We start from the raw sequence: 15133 nt of genomic DNA on the forward strand, positions 1-15133 counted from the left end.
GGCGTCGCGTCGTGCAGTACTTCAGATGCTCAGCAGCAGCGAGGTCCCGAGCGTGATCAGCGCCGCGACCTTGATCAGATCGAATCCGACATACCAGTAGTGCGCCGTGCTGCGGTGTTCGGGAACCGACTCCGGGTGGGCCAGGACCAGATCGGTGCGCTTGGAGAGCACCGGCCTGATCGCCGCCACCTGAACGATCAGCGCCGCGGCCGCCACACCGAGTCCGATCAACGTACCCGTCGACCAGTCGTCGCCGACGGCGACCGCGACGATCAGTGCGATCGCCCAGAGCGCCTCGACCGCGTTCAGCGCGCGGAACACGAGGCGGCCGATACCCAGGCCGAGCGGGATGGTGATCCCGGGGGCCTGGAACTTGAGCGGCGCCTCGATGAACGAGATGCCGAACACCATGCCGAGCCAGATGAAGGAGCCGGCTGTCGCCAGGGCCTGGGTCACGGTCATCGGATCACGCTCACTTCATCACGCTGAAGGACTCGTAGTGGATGCGGTCCTCGGGCACGTCCCGCTCCAGCAGGGCGTCGCGGATCGCGCCGAGGAAGCCGGACGGTCCGCACAGGAGCGCGGTGGTGTCGGGTGCGATGTCGACGCCCTCGAGATCCATATACCCGATCCGCGTCGCCTCGTCGGTCGCCAGTCCGTGCTCGTACCACTGCAGCAGTTCGGCCTGGGGGAGGCGATCGACGAGCTGTGCGAGGTCGCCTCGGTGCGGCTGCCTGCTGCGCGAGCGGTCGGCGTGCAGGACCGTGACCGGACGGGTGTCGCCGGTGGAGACCAGGTGGTTCAGCAGACCGATCACCGGGGTGCAGCCGATCCCCGCCGAGGCCAGCAGCAGCGGATCGTCTCCCTCGGGGAGGGTGAGGTCGCCGAAGGGCGTGCTCACGGTCATGAGATCGCCCTCGAAGACGTGCTCGTGCAGATGGCTGGACACCTCGCCGTCGAGCTTGACGCTGATGTGCCACGCGGGATCGGAGGTCGACCCGGTGAGGCTGTACTGCCGGATCTGCCGCGCGCCGTCGTCCATCGTCGCCTGGACCGAGATGTACTGACCGGGGACGAATGCGCCGAGCGGCTCGCCGTCGAGGCTCTCGAGCGTGAAGGCCACGGCGTCGGGGGCCACCTGCTCGCGTTCGACGACGCGCGCCGACTTCCACACATCGCCGGGTTCGACGCCGGCAGCCCGGTACAGCTCGGTCTCCCGGCCGATCAGGACGTGTGCCATCTCCCAGTACAGCTCGTCCCATGCGGCCGCGACCTCCGGGGTGACGGCCTCACCGAGGACGTCGACGATCGCGGCGAACAGGTGCTCGTGGACGATCGGGTACTGGTCGGCGACGATGCCGAGGGAGGCGTGCTTATGGGCGATCCGGTCGATGATGAAGCGCATCCGGCCGGCATCGGGCTCGAGCTGCAGTCGGGCGAAGGCCGCGACCGCACCCGCCAGCACCTGCGGCTGACCGCCGGTGGCCTGGTTGGTCCGATTGAACAGATCGCGGAGCAGTTCGGGCCGCGCGGTGAACATCCGGTCGTAGAACCGCGGCGTGATCTCCGGCAACGCGGCTTCGACGACGGGGACAGTGGCTTCGAGCACCAGTTTCGTATCCGACGAGATCATCGATTTATCCTCACTTCGCTGCGATTGAATCGGGAGCCGCCGCATCCACGGTGGTCGTGGTCGGCGGGGTATCGGTGGACCGGAGAGTCGGCAGCAGCGTCAGCAGCTGGGCTCCGGTCGGATCGGCGATCAGGTCTTCGACGCTGAGCCGATCGAGGCTGGTGTAGAACGCCTCCTGGGCGGTCGCGAGTGCGCGGCGCAGACGGCAGGCGTTGCGCAGGGGACACGGTGCGGGGCCTTCGCAGTCGACGACTTCGGCATCGCCCTCGAGATGACGGGCGAGCCAGCCGACGCCTGCTCGCCTGCCGAGCTCGGTGATGCCCAGGCCGCCGGAGCGGCCGCGGCGCGAGTGCACCACGCCGAGTTCGGCCAGTCGACTGACCACCTTGGCCACGTGCGTGTAGCTCAGCTGCAGATCGGCCGCGATCTGCTTGGAGGTGTGGCTGGCATCCGGGTCGGCGGTCAGCGCCATGACGACCCGCAGGCCGATGTCGGTGAACCGTGTCAGCTGCATGAATCGATCAGAACATAATTGGAACCCGGGACTCCAATTAATGTGTCGGACCTCTCATGACCTGCGGAAACAGGTATTTTCGGCCTTCGAGCCGGGGACGAAAGTCCCTACCGCTACTACAGCGTGTAGGAGTTAAATGGGTGACTTGATCGTCCGGTGGAGCTCTTCTTCGGCTTCCTCCGGTGCGATGAACACCAGCTCGTCGCCGCCCTCGAGAGAGTCGTCCGACTCGGGCACGATCACTCGCCGGCCGCGGATGATCGCCACCAGCGCGACGTCGTGCGGGAGCTGCAGGCGGCGCACCGCCTTCCCCGCGAGCGGGGTGTCGTTCGGCAGGGTCAGCTCGACGAGGTTGGCCTGGCCCTGGCGGAAGGTCATCACTCGCACCAGATCGCCGACGGTCACCGCCTCTTCGACCAGCGAGGCCAGCATCCGCGGTGTGGAGACGGCGACGTCGACGCCCCAGTCCTCATTGAAGAGCCACTCATTGCGCGGATCGTTGACGCGGGCGACCACCCGGTTCACGGCGAACTCCGTCGTCGCGAGCAGGCTCACCACCAGATTCGCCTTGTCATCTCCCGTGGCCGCGATCATCACGTCGTACGTCTGCAGCTGCGCCAGCTCCAGGTCCGACAGTTCGCACGCGTCGGCGTGCACCCAGTCGGCCCCGGGTACCGCGACCGGATCGATGTGCGTGCGGTTCCGTTCGAACAGCGTCACGTCGTGATCGTTCACGAGCAGTTCGCGGGCGATGGCCCGGCCGACGGCCCCGGCTCCGGCGATGGCGACTTTCACAGTTACTCCCGGGGCATCTCGGCGCCGGCGACGGCGCGCGCGTTGTCGACATTGGAGGCGAGGGTCGCGACGTAGAGCACGTCGTCGTCCTGAATCACGGTCCGCGGATCGGGCAGCACGGTGTTGCCCATCCGCGACAGGAACGCGACCCGCGCACCGGTCAGTTCCTGGAACTTGCCCGCGTCGGTGCCGACCCACGATTCGTGGAAGTCCAGAACGGCCATCACCACCGAGCCCGACGGATCGGTCCAGACCGGCGTGCTGGAGGTCTCGCCGAGGGCGGCGACGAATCGCTGGGTGGTCCACGGGACGGTCGCGACCGTCGGGATGCCGAGACGCTCGTACACCGCCGCGCGCTTCGCATCGTAGATGCGGGCGACGACGCGGTCGACGTCGAAGGTCTCCCGCGCGACCCGCGCGGCGATGATGTTGGAGTTGTCGCCCGAGGACACCGCGGCGAAGGCGTCGCAGTCCTCGATGCCTGCGTCCTTGAGGACGTCCCGGTCGAATCCGACGCCGCAGACTCTCCGGCCCCGGAAGTCCTCGCCGAGACGACGGAAGGCCGTCTCGTCTCGGTCGATGACGACGACGTCGTGGCCGAGTCCGGACATCGCCCCTGCCAGGGCGGATCCCACTCGGCCGCAACCCATGATGATTACGCGCACGGTGATCGAGGTTACTGTGCCGCGATTGAATCCGCACCCTGGTGTTGCGAGGGCGACCTCGGGCCTTAATGTTGCGGAGTGTCCACGATGTCAAAGGTGTCGGTAGCCACCAAGAGGCTGGTCCTCGGGCGTCCGTTTCGCAGTGATCGGCTCGGTCACACGCTGCTGCCGAAACGGATCGCGCTGCCGGTGTTCGCCTCTGACGCGATGTCGTCGGTGGCCTACGCCCCGCAGGAGATCTTCCTGGTCCTGTCGATCGCCGGTATCAGCGCGTACACCCTCGCTCCGTGGGTGGCGGTGGCCGTGGCGGCCGTCATGGTGGTGGTGGTCGCCAGCTACCGGCAGAATGTCCACGCCTATCCTTCGGGCGGCGGCGACTACGAGGTGGCCACCGTCAACCTGGGCTCCAACGCCGGTCTGACGGTCGCGTCCGCCCTCCTGGTGGACTATGTGCTGACCGTCGCCGTGTCGGTGACTTCGGCCGCGGAGAACATCGGTTCGGCGGTACCGCTGGTGCACGAGCACAAGGTGTGGTTCTGCGTCCTCGGCATCGCGCTGCTGGCCGCGGTGAACCTGCGCGGTATCAAGGAATCCGGTGCGGTCCTCGCGATTCCGACGTATGCGTTCATCGTCGGCGTGCTGTTGATGCTCGGGTGGGGAGCGGTGAAGATCTTCATCCTCGGCGACACCGTCGAGGCCGAGACCTCGGGATTCGGGATCGTCGCCGAACAACCGCACCTGATGGGGCTGGCGATGGCCTTCCTCGTCGCGCGGTCGTTCTCGTCCGGCTGCGCCGCGCTGACCGGTGTGGAGGCGATCAGCAACGGTGTGCCCGCGTTCCGGAAGCCGAAGTCGAGGAACGCCGCGACCACCCTGCTGCTGCTCGGCTCCTTCTCGATCGCACTGCTGCTGGGCATCGTGATGCTCGCTCAGAAGATCGGCGCGAAGTACGTCCTCGATCCGGCGAAGGATCTGAGCGGTCTGCCCGACGGCTACCAGCAGAAGTCGATCCTCGCGCAACTCGCCGAGGCCGTCTTCCGTGGTTTCCCGCCGGGCTTCTACTTCATCGCCGTCGTCACCGCCCTGATCCTGTTGCTCGCGGCCAACACCGCGTTCAACGGTTTCCCGGTGCTCGGCTCGGTGCTCGCGCAGGACCGGTACCTCCCGCGTCAGCTGCACACCCGCGGCGACCGCCTGGCGTTCTCGAACGGCATCGTCTTCCTGGCACTGGCCGCGATCGCCTTCGTCGTCGCCTTCGGGGCCGAGGTCACGTCGCTGATCCAGCTGTACATCGTCGGCGTCTTCGTCTCCTTCACCCTCAGTCAGACCGGCATGGTCCGGCACTGGACCCGCCACCTCAAGACCGAGAGCGATCCCGATGCGCGCTCGCGGATGCGGCGCTCGCGCGTCATCAACGCGATCGGCATGGTGATGACCGGGACGGTGCTGGTGGTGGTGCTGCTGACCAAGTTCACCGCCGGCGCGTGGATGGCGATTCTGGCGATGGTGGTGCTGTTCTGCCTGATGAAGCTGATTCACCGCCACTACTCGGGGATCGTCGAGGAGCTCGAGGCCACCGACCAGTCCGACGAGGTGCTGCCGAGCCGCAGCCACGCCGTGATCCTGGTGTCCACGCTGCACCTGCCGACGCGGCGCGCGCTGCGCTACGCCCGGGCGACGCGCCCCGACACCATCGAGGCGGTGACCGTCAACGTCGACGACCGTGACACTCGCACTCTCGTCAGCGAGTGGGAGGAGAGCGACATCACGGTGCCGCTCAAGGTGCTGGCGTCGCCCTACCGCGAGATCACGCGTCCGATCATCAACTACGTGCGGCGCGTGCGACGCGAGTCGCCGCGCGACGTCATCACCGTCTTCATCCCCGAATACGTGGTCGGACACTGGTGGGAGCAGATCCTGCACAACCAGTCCGCACTGCGCCTCAAGAGCCGCCTGCTGTTCGAGCCCGGGGTGATGGTGACCTCCGTTCCGTGGCAGCTGAACTCCTCGGAGAACCGGGCCCGGCGGGCGGAGCACAATTACCACGCACCCGGCGACGCCCGCCGGGGGTTCTCGGCCAACGAGCAACCGCGGCCCGGATCCGGTTCCCCCTCGGACGGCGGAACCCGATGAGCCGCCCCGGCGGCCCGCTCACCCTCGAGGTCACCGCGTACGCCAACGGCGGCGCCGGCATCGCGCGGTCGGACGGTCGCGTGGTCTTCGTCGACGGCGCCCTGCCCGGCGAGCGGGTACGCGCCCGGATCACCGACGACTCGCGCAGCAGCTACGCCAAGGCGGCGGTGGAGGAAGTCCTCACCCCGTCCGAGCATCGCGTGGTCCCTCGCTGTCCGGCCGCGGCGGCCGGCGCCGGCTGCTGCGATCTCGCCTTCGTCGAGCCGGCGTACGCGAGGAGGCTGGGCGCGGACGCCCTCGCCGACGTCCTCCGCCGGATCGGCCGATTCGACCTCGACGAACTGCCGCCCCCGGACGTGGAGCCGCTCGGCGGAGCGTCCACCGGCTGGCGGATCCGGACGCGGCTCGCGGTGGGCCGAGACGGGCGGGCGGGCCTGCGTGGACGCCGGTCGGCCGAGATCGTCACCGAGCCGTGCGTCGCACCCGTCGCGGGACTGCTCGAGCAGGTGGACGGCCTCGGTGCCCGGCCGGGGACGGAGATCGTGCTGATGGCGGGCACCGACGGCGTGCGGCATGCGGGTGAGCTCGCCGCGCCCCGGGAAGGCGATGTGCGCGGACGCCGTCGCGGCGACGCCGCCCGACGCCGGGCCCAGCGATCGCGCGGGGCCCGCAGTGCGCACCGAGAGCTGCGCATGCTGGTCGGTGACGGTTCGGTGACCCACCGCGTCGGCGACCGGAGTTGGCGGATACCGGTGACCGGCTTCTGGCAGGCACATCGCAACGCTCCCGAGGTGTACTCGGCCGCCGTGGTCGATCTGCTCGCCGAGGCGGGCGTCGCGGGGACGGTTCACGCGTGGGACCTGTACGGCGGGGCGGGCGTCTTCAGCGCGGCGCTGATCGACGCTGGGCCGAGCCGCGGACTCGACGTCGCATCCGTCGACCTGGTCGACACCGATCCGAGCGCGCTCGCCGCCGCAGATGCGGTCTTCGGCGCCGATCCGGTGACCACTCATCGGGGCGGCGTCGCCGAGACCCTCGCCGGCCTGCGGTCACCGCAGGTGGTGGTCAGCGACCCGCCGCGTGCCGGGGCCGGACTCTCGGTGGTGGACGGCGTCGCCGCCGCGGGTCCGGAGGCGGTGGTGCACGTGGGATGCGACGCGGCCTCCTTCGCGCGCGACCTGGGCCGGTACGCGGTCCACGGATACCGGGTGCGCGGCTGGCGGGCCTTCGACGCCTTCCCGCTGACCCATCACATCGAGGCGGTCGCCGTTCTCACGCGGTGAGGGGCTCGGTGACCCTGCGGCGTCCTGTGATCCCGGGCTCAGACCCCGAGTCCGTAGACTGGGTCTGATGCGACGCCGCTCGGGCGGTCGCGGCTGCGAAGGAGGACTACGGATGGGCGTGCTGGATCGGGTGGACTCACCGGCAGACGTACGTGCGTGCTCGCCAGAGGAACTGGCGGAGCTGGCCGACGACATCCGGCAGTTCCTGATTCAGAAGGTCGCGGCCACCGGGGGACACCTGGGCCCCAACCTCGGCGTGGTGGAACTGACCCTCGCGATCCACCGGGTCTTCGACTCGCCGACCGACCCGATCCTGTTCGACACCGGGCACCAGTGCTACGTCCACAAGATCGTCACCGGGCGCAAGGATCGATTCGACACCCTGCGGGAGCAGGGCGGGCTCACCGGGTACCAGGACCGCACCGAGAGCCCGCACGACTGGATCGAGTCCTCGCACGCCTCGGCGGCGCTGTCGAACGCCGACGGTCTCAGCAAGGCCTTCGCCCTGCGCGGCGAGGACCGCACCGTGGTCGCGGTGGTCGGTGACGGCGCGCTCACGGGCGGCATGTGCTGGGAGGCGCTGAACAACATCGCCGACAGCGACCGCTCGGTGGTGATCGTCGTCAACGACAACGGGCGGTCGTACGCGCCCACGATCGGCGGATTGGCACGCAATCTCTCGGCGCTGCGGCTGCAGCCCGGTTACGAGCGCTTCCTGGAGACGGGCCGGCGCACCCTCAAGAGCGTCCCGATGGTCGGCGACGCCGCGTACGCGGTGCTGCACGGGATGAAGAGCGGGGTCAAGGACCTGGTCTCGCCGCAGGCGATGTTCGCCGACCTCGGGATCAAGTACGTCGGCCCGGTCGACGGGCACGACCTGGCCGAGATGGAGGCCGCGCTGCGGCGGGCCAAGGCCTTCGGCGGTCCGGTGATCGTTCACGCCGTGACCCGGAAGGGAAACGGCTACGCCCCGGCCGAGAACGACGAGGCCGAGCAGATGCACTCCACCGGAAAGATCGACCCGCTCACCGGCCGGGCGCTCGCCGAATCGCCGGTCGACTGGACCTCGGTGTTCTCGGAGACGCTCGTGCGCGAGGCCGCCCGCCGACCCGAGGTGGTGGCGATCACCGCCGCGATGCCCGGTCCCACCGGGCTCGCCGCGTTCGGTGAGCGGTACCCGGAGCGGATGTTCGACGTCGGGATCGCCGAACAGCACGGCATGACGTCGGCGGCCGGGTTGGCGCTCGGCGGCATGCATCCGGTCCTCGCCATCTACTCGACCTTTCTGAACCGTGCCTTCGATCAACTGCTGATGGACGTCGCGCTGCTCAATCTGCCGGTCACGGTGGTGCTCGACAGGTCCGGCATCACCGGTCCGGACGGACCGAGCCACCACGGGATGTGGGACCTGTCGCTGCTGGCGATCGTTCCGGGGATGCGCGTGGCAGCTCCGCGCGACGCCGTCCGGCTGCGCGAGGAACTCGCCGAGGCCCTCGATATCGGCGACGGTCCCTCGGCGGTGCGCTTCGGCAAGGGCCGCGTGCCCGACGACATTCCGGCGGTACGGCGGCTCGGCGACGGCGTCGACGTTCTCGTGGAGGCCGCCGAGCCGGGCGGGGTCCTCATCGTCGCCGTCGGCGGAATGGCGGAGATCGGCATCGGGGCGGCGGAACTCCTGGCCGCCCGCGGTATTCCCGCCACCGTGGTCGACCCGCGCTGGGCGCTGCCCGTCCCCGCATCGATCGCCGACCTGGCCCGCACGCACACCTCGGTGGTGACCATCGAGGACGGCGGCGTGCGCGGCGGTGTCGGAAGCGCGGTGGAGTCGGCGCTGGAGCAGGCGGGCGTCGACGTTCCCGTCCATCGTCGGGGAGTGCCTCAGGAGTTCATCGCACACGCTTCGCGCGAGGCGATCCTCGCCGACTGCGGGCTCACTCCCGCAGGGATCGCCGACTCGGTGATCGCCGACTCGATCGCGACCGGATCCGGGTACGTGTCCCTGGTGGGGCCAGAGGAGCCGGTGGAACTGAACGCGCCCGTCACCACCGCGAGCGGGTAGACGCAGAGCCGGCTCAGGGCCGGATCGCGTCCAGGGCCGCGTCGATCGGTGCGGCCACCAGGGCCCGCTGCCACGGTCGGGCACCGCGCTCGGCGAGCCACTCGTCGGCGCCGGCGCTCGGGCCCAGACCCTCCCAGCAGAGGTTGCGCAGCAGGTCGGGGGAGATCAGGTTCTCCTGCGGAACGCCGACCTCCTCGGCGATCGCCCGGACCACCGGACGCACGGCGCCGGCGCGGGCCGCGGCCTCCGGATTGCGCTGCTCCCACCGGTTGTAGGGAGGCGGTCCCACCTGCGGAGTCTTCTTGGCAGGCAGGTCCGACTCGGGCAGTTGCTGGGCCTTCCGGATGGCGCGCATCCAGCGGTCGGCCTGACGCCGCTGGCGCGGTCCGCCGAACACCGGGAGGCTGGCCAGGGCCGCGGTATCGGTCGGATTCGCCGTGGCCGCGGTGACGATGGCCGAGTCGGGAAGCACCCGGCCCGGCGCGATGTCCCGGCGCTGCGCGATCTCCTCCCGCGCCGTCCAGAGCTCGCGCACCACCGCGAGTTGGCGCTGAGTGCGCAGGTTGTGGATGTTCGACGTCCGCCGCCAGCGGTCGGTGCGCGGCGGCGCGGGCGGCCGCCGGAGAACGTGGGCGAACTCCTGAGCCGCCCATTCGCCGCGGCCGCGTTCGTCCAGCGCGCCGGCGACGGCGTTGCGCAGTTCGATGAGGACCTCGACGTCCAGGGCCGCGTAATTGAGCCAGTCCGCCGGCAGCGGTCGGCGCGACCAGTCGGCCGCGCCGTGACCTTTCGCGAGACCGAGGTGCAGGAATTCGGCGACCATCGCCGCAAGATTGACCTTCGGGAAGTCGAGGAGCCGGCCCGCCAGCTCCGTGTCGAACAACGACTCGGTCCGGAAGCCGAGCTCGCGCAGGCAGGGCAGGTCCTGGTCGGCGGCGTGCAGGATCCACTCGGGCCCGTCGAGGGCGTCGATGATCGGCTCCAGTGCATCCGGGTGCGCGATCGGATCGATCAGAAAGCTGCCCGATCCGGCGCGTCTGAGCTGGATCAGATAAGCGCGCTGCGAATAGCGGTAGCCGCTGGCGCGCTCGGTGTCGACCGCGATGGGGCCCGAGCCGTCGCGCAGCCGGCGTGCGGCTTCGGCGAACTCGTCCCCGGTGGCGAGCACCGGCGGGACTCCCTCGCGCGGCGAAGTGAGTGGCGTGACGTCGGGCGCGACGGCTGGCTCGGGCTGGGCCCGCGGTTCCACCCGCGGCTGTTCGCCGGTCGAACCGGTCGAGGCTTCGGTCACGAGGACTGGACCGGGCCGAGCGCGGTCACCCCGGCCGGCGGCAGCCCCGCGGCCGAGGCGAGGACCTCGCAGAACGCCTCGAGATGCGCGGCGAGCCGGGGACTGGTGGCCGTCCACGACGCGCGGAGTTCGAGCTGGTGCGCCTGCGGGGGGCCGGCGATGTCGCCGTATCGCACAGACGTGGTGGCGGTGACCGTGCCGCCGAGAGCCCGAACCATCGGTACGTCGGACCCGAGCGGGGGATCGGATTCGGTGGCGCCGTCGGGGACGCCGAGCGCCTCCGACAGCCACGTCCACGCCACCTGCGGCAGCAGCGGATCGGCTGCGAGGGCGGCCTCCACCTCGGCCTGAATGAAGGCGACGAGCCGGAAGGTTCCGTTCCACGCCTCCTGGCCTGCGGGGTCGTACAGCAAGACGAGTCTGCCGAAGGCACTGCCGGAGGAATCGTCGGCGACCAGCGCGGGATCGCCGGACTCGGGCGGGCTGACCTCGACGCCGAGGGCGTAGCTGTACGGCGCCAGGCGCTGCGGCGGGCGGATCGAGCCGATCTCGATCTCGCGGCGCACGGCGGCGTCGTGGAGCGAAGCCACCGCATCACGGAATTCGGCGGGCTCGCTCGGGGCTCCAGAAGTGGTCACGGCGTCAGGTTAGGCCCCCGCTCCTGCCAGTTGGCGGAGGCGCGCCGCAAGCTGAAACGACGATAAGTGAGCGGCCTCACGCGCCGGCGCCGGTACGGGTGCGGCATATCACCCGGACGGAGCACAGGGAGGCCGCGGGCGGTGCGCGGATGGTGGCGGGCGCGGGCAATGATGGCAGAGTTGTCCGTATGACTTCGATTCGAGGCCGACGTTCGCCGGGCCGGATGCCGTTGATCGCCGCCGCCACGGGCGGCACCCCTTCTCGCCGACCCGTGTGGTTCATGCGCCAGGCGGGGCGTTCACTGCCGGAGTATCGCGAGATCCGTGCCGGGCGCGGGATGCTCGAATCCTGCTTCGACCCGGAACTGGTGGCCGAGATCACCATGCAGCCGGTGCGCAGGCACGACACCGACGCGGCGATCCTGTTCTCCGACATCGTGGTCCCGCTGCGCGCTGCGGGGATCGACCTGGACATCGTGGCCGGGACGGGCCCGGTCATCGCCTCGCCGATCCGGACCGCGCGTGATGTGGCGTCGATCCCACGCCTGGACCCCGCTTCGGTCGGCGCCGTGACCGCGGCCATCGGCATGATCCTCGGTGAACTGGCCGACGAGAAGTCCCTGATCGGCTTCGCGGGTGCACCGTTCACCCTCGCCTCGTATCTGATCGAGGGCGGACCCAGCCGCACCTACGAGCACACCAAGGCGATGATGTTGGCTGAGCCGGAGCTGTGGCATTCGCTGATGGGGCGGCTCACCGACATCACCATCGCCTTCCTGCGCGCCCAGCTCGACGCCGGCGTCGACGCCGTTCAACTGTTCGACTCCTGGGCGGGAACGCTGTCGAAGGCAGCGTACGAGGAGTTCGTGGCGCCGCACTCGTCTCGAGTGATGGCGGAGGTCGCCGAGTACGGGGTGCCGCGCATCCACTTCGGTGTCGGCACCGGAGAGATCCTCGGCTCGATGACCGACGTGGGCGCCGACGTCATCGGCGTCGACTGGCGCATCCCGCTCGACGAGGCCGCGGCCCGCGTCGGGCACCGCGTCGCGGTCCAGGGCAACCTCGATCCGACGGTTCTGCTGGCCGGCGACGACGCGGTCCTCGAGCGCGAGATCGATCGAGTGGTGGCGGCCGGACGGCGAGCCGTCGACGCGGGTGCCCCGGGACACATCTTCAATCTCGGGCACGGCGTCCTGCCGAACACCGACGCCGGCGTGGTGACGCGCGCGGTCGAGCTCATTCACTCGCTGTGACCGGCGGGCGGTCGGGGGACCGGAACCGGGTCGCGGTGATCGGGGCCGGTGTATCCGGTCTGACCGCCGCCCACCGCCTGCGGCGCGAGCTCGGAGCACAGGCGCGGATCGACGTCTACGACGCGGCTGACCGGCCGGGCGGCCTGCTGTGCACCCGCACCGTCGGCGGTACCGCGGTGGACGTCGGCGCCGAGGCGTTCATCGTGCGCCGTCCCGAAGCCCTGGCGCTGGTGACCGAACTGGGTCTGGCCGACCGCGTGGTGGCCCCGGGACCGATGCGGCCGGCGATCTGGTCCGGGGGAGCGCTGCACGACCTCCCGGCCCCGGCTCTGATGGGCATCCCGGCGGGTCCGGCACCGTTCGCGGATCTCGCGGCCGCCGACGACCTGGAGAGGATGGCGGCCGAGGAGCGGACTCCGCTGGAGTGGACTCCCGGAGCCGATCCGTCGGTGGGGGAGCTGGTGGGTGAGCGGTACGGACGGTCGGTGGTGGCGCGCGGGGTGGACCCGATGCTCGGCGGCGTGTACTCGGCGCTTGCCGACCAGCTCGGACTGCGCGAAGCCGTGCCCGCACTGGCTCGCGCTCTCGACGCGGGCGCTGCGTCGCTGAGCGCCGCCGTTCGGACCGTGCTCGACGCCGGCGCTGGGGGAACGGGCCCGGTGTTCGGCGCGCTCGCCGGCGGATATCGGGAACTGGTGTCCGCGCTCGTCGAGGCCGCGGGCGCCGATCTGAGACTCGGTACCGAGGTGGTCGGGCTGCGGCCGATCGCCGACGGCGCCGCGGTGCTGGTCGCCGGTTCGGGTGAGCCCCGGGCGGTGGAGTACGACGCGGTGATCGTCGCCGTTCCGATCTGGACGGCCGCCCGCCTCCTGTCGGAGGCGGCTCCGGCCGCGGCCGCGGTGTTCGGCGAGGTCGCACCCGCGGGCTCGGCCGTCGTGGCTCTCGCGGTGCCCGCCGCGACCCCGCTGCCCGAGCATTCCGGTGTGCTGGTCGCGACCGACGCCGGCCTCCGGCTGAAGGCGATCACGCTGAGCAGCCAGAAGTGGCCGCATCTGCGACACGGTGACGTGCGGACGCTGCGGACCTCGTTCGGACGGCTCGGCGACCCGGTGACGGCGAGCGACACCGAACTCGTCGACGCCGCGGTCGCCGACCTCGGCACGGTCTTCGCCGCCGCCGGACTGCCCGCGCCCCAGGTCGCCGACGCGGTGGTGCAGCGCTGGCCGCACGGACTGCCGCACTACGCACCGGGGCATCTCGCCCGAGTCCGCGAGGCGGTGGCCGGACTGCCCTCCCGGATCGGGGTCGCCGGGTCCGGTTACGCCGGAGTCGGAGTGCCCGCCTGCATCGGCACCGCGGAGGCGGCCGTGGGAGAAATCACCGCCGACCTGCGGACCTGACGTTCCGCCCGAGTCGGGCCGGTGGCACGATGGAGGCATGAGTCGCCTGGATTACGCCGAACTGAATGCAACCATCCGATACCTGATGTTCTCGGTCTTCAAGGTCCGGGCGGGCGAGCTGCCGGCGGACCGTGACGAGGTGGCCGCCGATCTCGAGCGTTTCCTCGCCGAGGTCGCCGACAAGGGCGTGGTGGTGCGCGGCATCTACGACATCGCCGGTATGCGCGGCGACGCCGACTTCATGTTCTGGTGGCACGCGGAGACCATCGAGCAGTTGCAGGACGCCTACTCGACCTTCCGCCGGAGCACCGTCCTGGGCCGGGCGTCCGACCCGTTCTGGAGCGGCTCGGCGCTGCACCGTCCGGCGGAGTTCAACAAGAGCCACATCCCGGCGTTCCTCGCGGGCGAGGAGCCCGGTGCGTACATCTGCGTGTACCCCTTCGTGCGGTCGTACGACTGGTACCTGCTGCCCGACGCCGACCGGCGCAAGATGCTCGCCGATCACGGCAAGGAGGCGCGCGACTACAAGGACGTGCGGGCCAACACGGTCCCGGCGTTCGCGCTCGGCGACTACGAGTGGATCCTGGCCTTCGAGGCGCCGGAACTGCATCGGATCGTCGACCTGATGCGCGACCTGCGCGCCACCGAGGCGCGCCGCCACGTGCGCGTGGAGATCCCGTTCTTCACCGGACCGCGCGTGGACGCCGCCAAGCTGGCCCGCTCGCTGCCCTGATCGGGCCCGCGCGCCGGGCAGGGTTCACTCGGCCTCGAAGGTGAGGCTGATGGAGTTGATGCAATAGCGCAGATCGGTCGGGGTGTCGTAGCCCTCGCCGGCGAAGACGTGACCGAGGTGGCTGTGGCAGTTGGCGCACAGCACCTCGGTCCGCGTCATTCCCAGCGAGTCGTCGACGCGCTCGATGATCCGGTCGCCGGCGAGCGGGGAGAAGAACGACGGCCATCCGCAGTGCGACTCGAACTTCGTCGTACTCCGGAACAGTTCGGCGCCGCAGGCGCGGCAACGGTAGACGCCGACATCGGTCTTGTCGGTGTACTCACCGACGAAGGGCCGCTCGGTGCCGGCTTCGCGCAGCACGTGGAACTCCTGCGGAGTGAGGCGTTCACGCCACTGCTCGTCGGTGAGCTGGGACAGGTCGGCAGGCTGGTCGGTCATGCCGTCCAGGGTACCGCTCAGGCGGCGGGGACGGGCCCGTCGTGGACCGAGCCGCCGTCGCTGGAGCCCCCGTCGACGGAGCCGCCGGTCGCATCCGCTTCACGCAGGTCGAGGTAGCGGAACAGCAGCACGCAGAACACCGAGATCATCAGCAGCGACCAGCCGAGCGGAACCTTGTTGTATTCGAGGTACCGGCCGAACGGTTCCCATTTCTTCGAGTCGAAGACGTCGAAGGTCATGCAGCCGTACACGCCCAGCCAGGCCGGCCAGTTCGGGGCTGCTGCACGGATAGGTGACA

At 70.3% G+C, this 15133-nt stretch carries 13 protein-coding genes and 2 pseudogenes; 6 read left to right on the forward strand and 9 right to left on the reverse strand.

Going from position 1 to position 15133, the window contains the following annotated elements; all coding sequences use genetic code 11:
- Positions 1 to 21: 21 nt before the first annotated feature.
- The 5 genes from Y710_RS06725 to Y710_RS06745 all read right to left on the reverse strand — a co-directional run bounded on the left by Y710_RS06725 (position 22) and on the right by Y710_RS06745 (position 3607).
- Entirely contained in the window at positions 22 to 462 is a 441-nt protein-coding gene (locus tag Y710_RS06725; RefSeq protein WP_006896343.1) for a hypothetical protein, read from the reverse strand.
- Between the two features lie 10 nt (positions 463 to 472).
- Positions 473 to 1633 (reverse strand): globin domain-containing protein, encoded by a 1161-nt coding sequence (locus Y710_RS06730; protein ID WP_006896344.1) that lies wholly within the window; start codon positions 1631 to 1633, stop codon positions 473 to 475.
- A gap of 10 nt (positions 1634 to 1643) precedes the next feature.
- The gene (locus Y710_RS06735) at positions 1644 to 2147 is read right to left on the reverse strand and encodes an RrF2 family transcriptional regulator (protein WP_006896345.1); all 504 of its coding nucleotides are present in this window, start codon (positions 2145 to 2147) and stop codon (positions 1644 to 1646) included.
- A gap of 132 nt (positions 2148 to 2279) precedes the next feature.
- Entirely contained in the window at positions 2280 to 2942 is a 663-nt protein-coding gene (locus tag Y710_RS06740) for a potassium channel family protein (protein ID WP_045540236.1), read from the reverse strand.
- Positions 2943 to 2944: 2 nt separating this feature from the next.
- Positions 2945 to 3607, reverse strand: a complete 663-nt coding sequence (locus Y710_RS06745; RefSeq protein ID WP_039867369.1) for a potassium channel family protein — start codon at positions 3605 to 3607, stop codon at positions 2945 to 2947.
- Positions 3608 to 3685: 78 nt separating this feature from the next.
- Here Y710_RS06745 and Y710_RS06750 point away from each other — a divergent pair, with 78 nt between their 5' ends.
- From Y710_RS06750 to dxs, 3 genes and pseudogenes are all read left to right on the forward strand, one after another.
- Complete coding sequence (locus Y710_RS06750; protein WP_051999635.1) at positions 3686 to 5740, forward strand: APC family permease; 2055 nt, start codon at positions 3686 to 3688, stop codon at positions 5738 to 5740.
- The gene (locus Y710_RS06755; protein ID WP_006896349.1) at positions 5737 to 7023 is read left to right on the forward strand and encodes a class I SAM-dependent RNA methyltransferase; all 1287 of its coding nucleotides are present in this window, start codon (positions 5737 to 5739) and stop codon (positions 7021 to 7023) included. The genes Y710_RS06750 and Y710_RS06755 overlap by 4 nt, the downstream gene beginning before the upstream one ends.
- 112 nt (positions 7024 to 7135) lie before the next feature.
- Positions 7136 to 8983, forward strand: a pseudogene (dxs, locus tag Y710_RS06760) (1-deoxy-D-xylulose-5-phosphate synthase); the annotation flags it as partial.
- A gap of 112 nt (positions 8984 to 9095) precedes the next feature.
- On the opposite strand, the gene Y710_RS06765 reads toward dxs, so the two are convergent.
- A complete protein-coding gene (locus tag Y710_RS06765; RefSeq protein WP_039867406.1) occupies positions 9096 to 10331 on the reverse strand; it encodes a ribonuclease D in 1236 nt (411 codons plus the stop codon).
- A gap of 38 nt (positions 10332 to 10369) precedes the next feature.
- A complete protein-coding gene (locus Y710_RS06770; protein WP_081598103.1) occupies positions 10370 to 11011 on the reverse strand; it encodes a DUF3000 domain-containing protein in 642 nt (213 codons plus the stop codon).
- Positions 11012 to 11235: 224 nt separating this feature from the next.
- On the opposite strand from Y710_RS06770, the gene hemE reads away from it, so the two are divergent.
- Genes hemE through hemQ form a run of 3 tightly spaced genes read left to right on the forward strand, consistent with a single transcriptional unit; the run spans position 11236 to position 14397 of the window.
- Complete coding sequence (gene hemE, locus Y710_RS06775; protein ID WP_039867371.1) at positions 11236 to 12264, forward strand: uroporphyrinogen decarboxylase; 1029 nt, start codon at positions 11236 to 11238, stop codon at positions 12262 to 12264.
- Positions 12261 to 13664 (forward strand): protoporphyrinogen oxidase, encoded by a 1404-nt coding sequence (hemG, locus tag Y710_RS06780; protein WP_062366876.1) that lies wholly within the window; start codon positions 12261 to 12263, stop codon positions 13662 to 13664. Before hemE ends, hemG begins: the two co-directional genes overlap by 4 nt.
- Positions 13665 to 13701: 37 nt before the next feature.
- Positions 13702 to 14397 (forward strand): hydrogen peroxide-dependent heme synthase, encoded by a 696-nt coding sequence (gene hemQ / locus Y710_RS06785; protein ID WP_006896355.1) that lies wholly within the window; start codon positions 13702 to 13704, stop codon positions 14395 to 14397.
- 24 nt (positions 14398 to 14421) lie between these two features.
- On the opposite strand, the gene msrB is transcribed toward hemQ, so the two are convergent.
- On the reverse strand, positions 14422 to 14835 hold the full coding sequence (msrB, locus tag Y710_RS06790) for a peptide-methionine (R)-S-oxide reductase MsrB (RefSeq protein WP_006896356.1): 414 nt from the start codon (positions 14833 to 14835) through the stop codon (positions 14422 to 14424).
- 17 nt (positions 14836 to 14852) lie between these two features.
- Positions 14853 to 15133, reverse strand: a pseudogene (locus tag Y710_RS06795) (hypothetical protein); the annotation flags it as partial.

It is taken from the genome of Gordonia sp. QH-12, assembly GCF_001578675.1.
GTDB lineage: Bacteria > Actinomycetota > Actinomycetes > Mycobacteriales > Mycobacteriaceae > Gordonia > Gordonia sihwensis.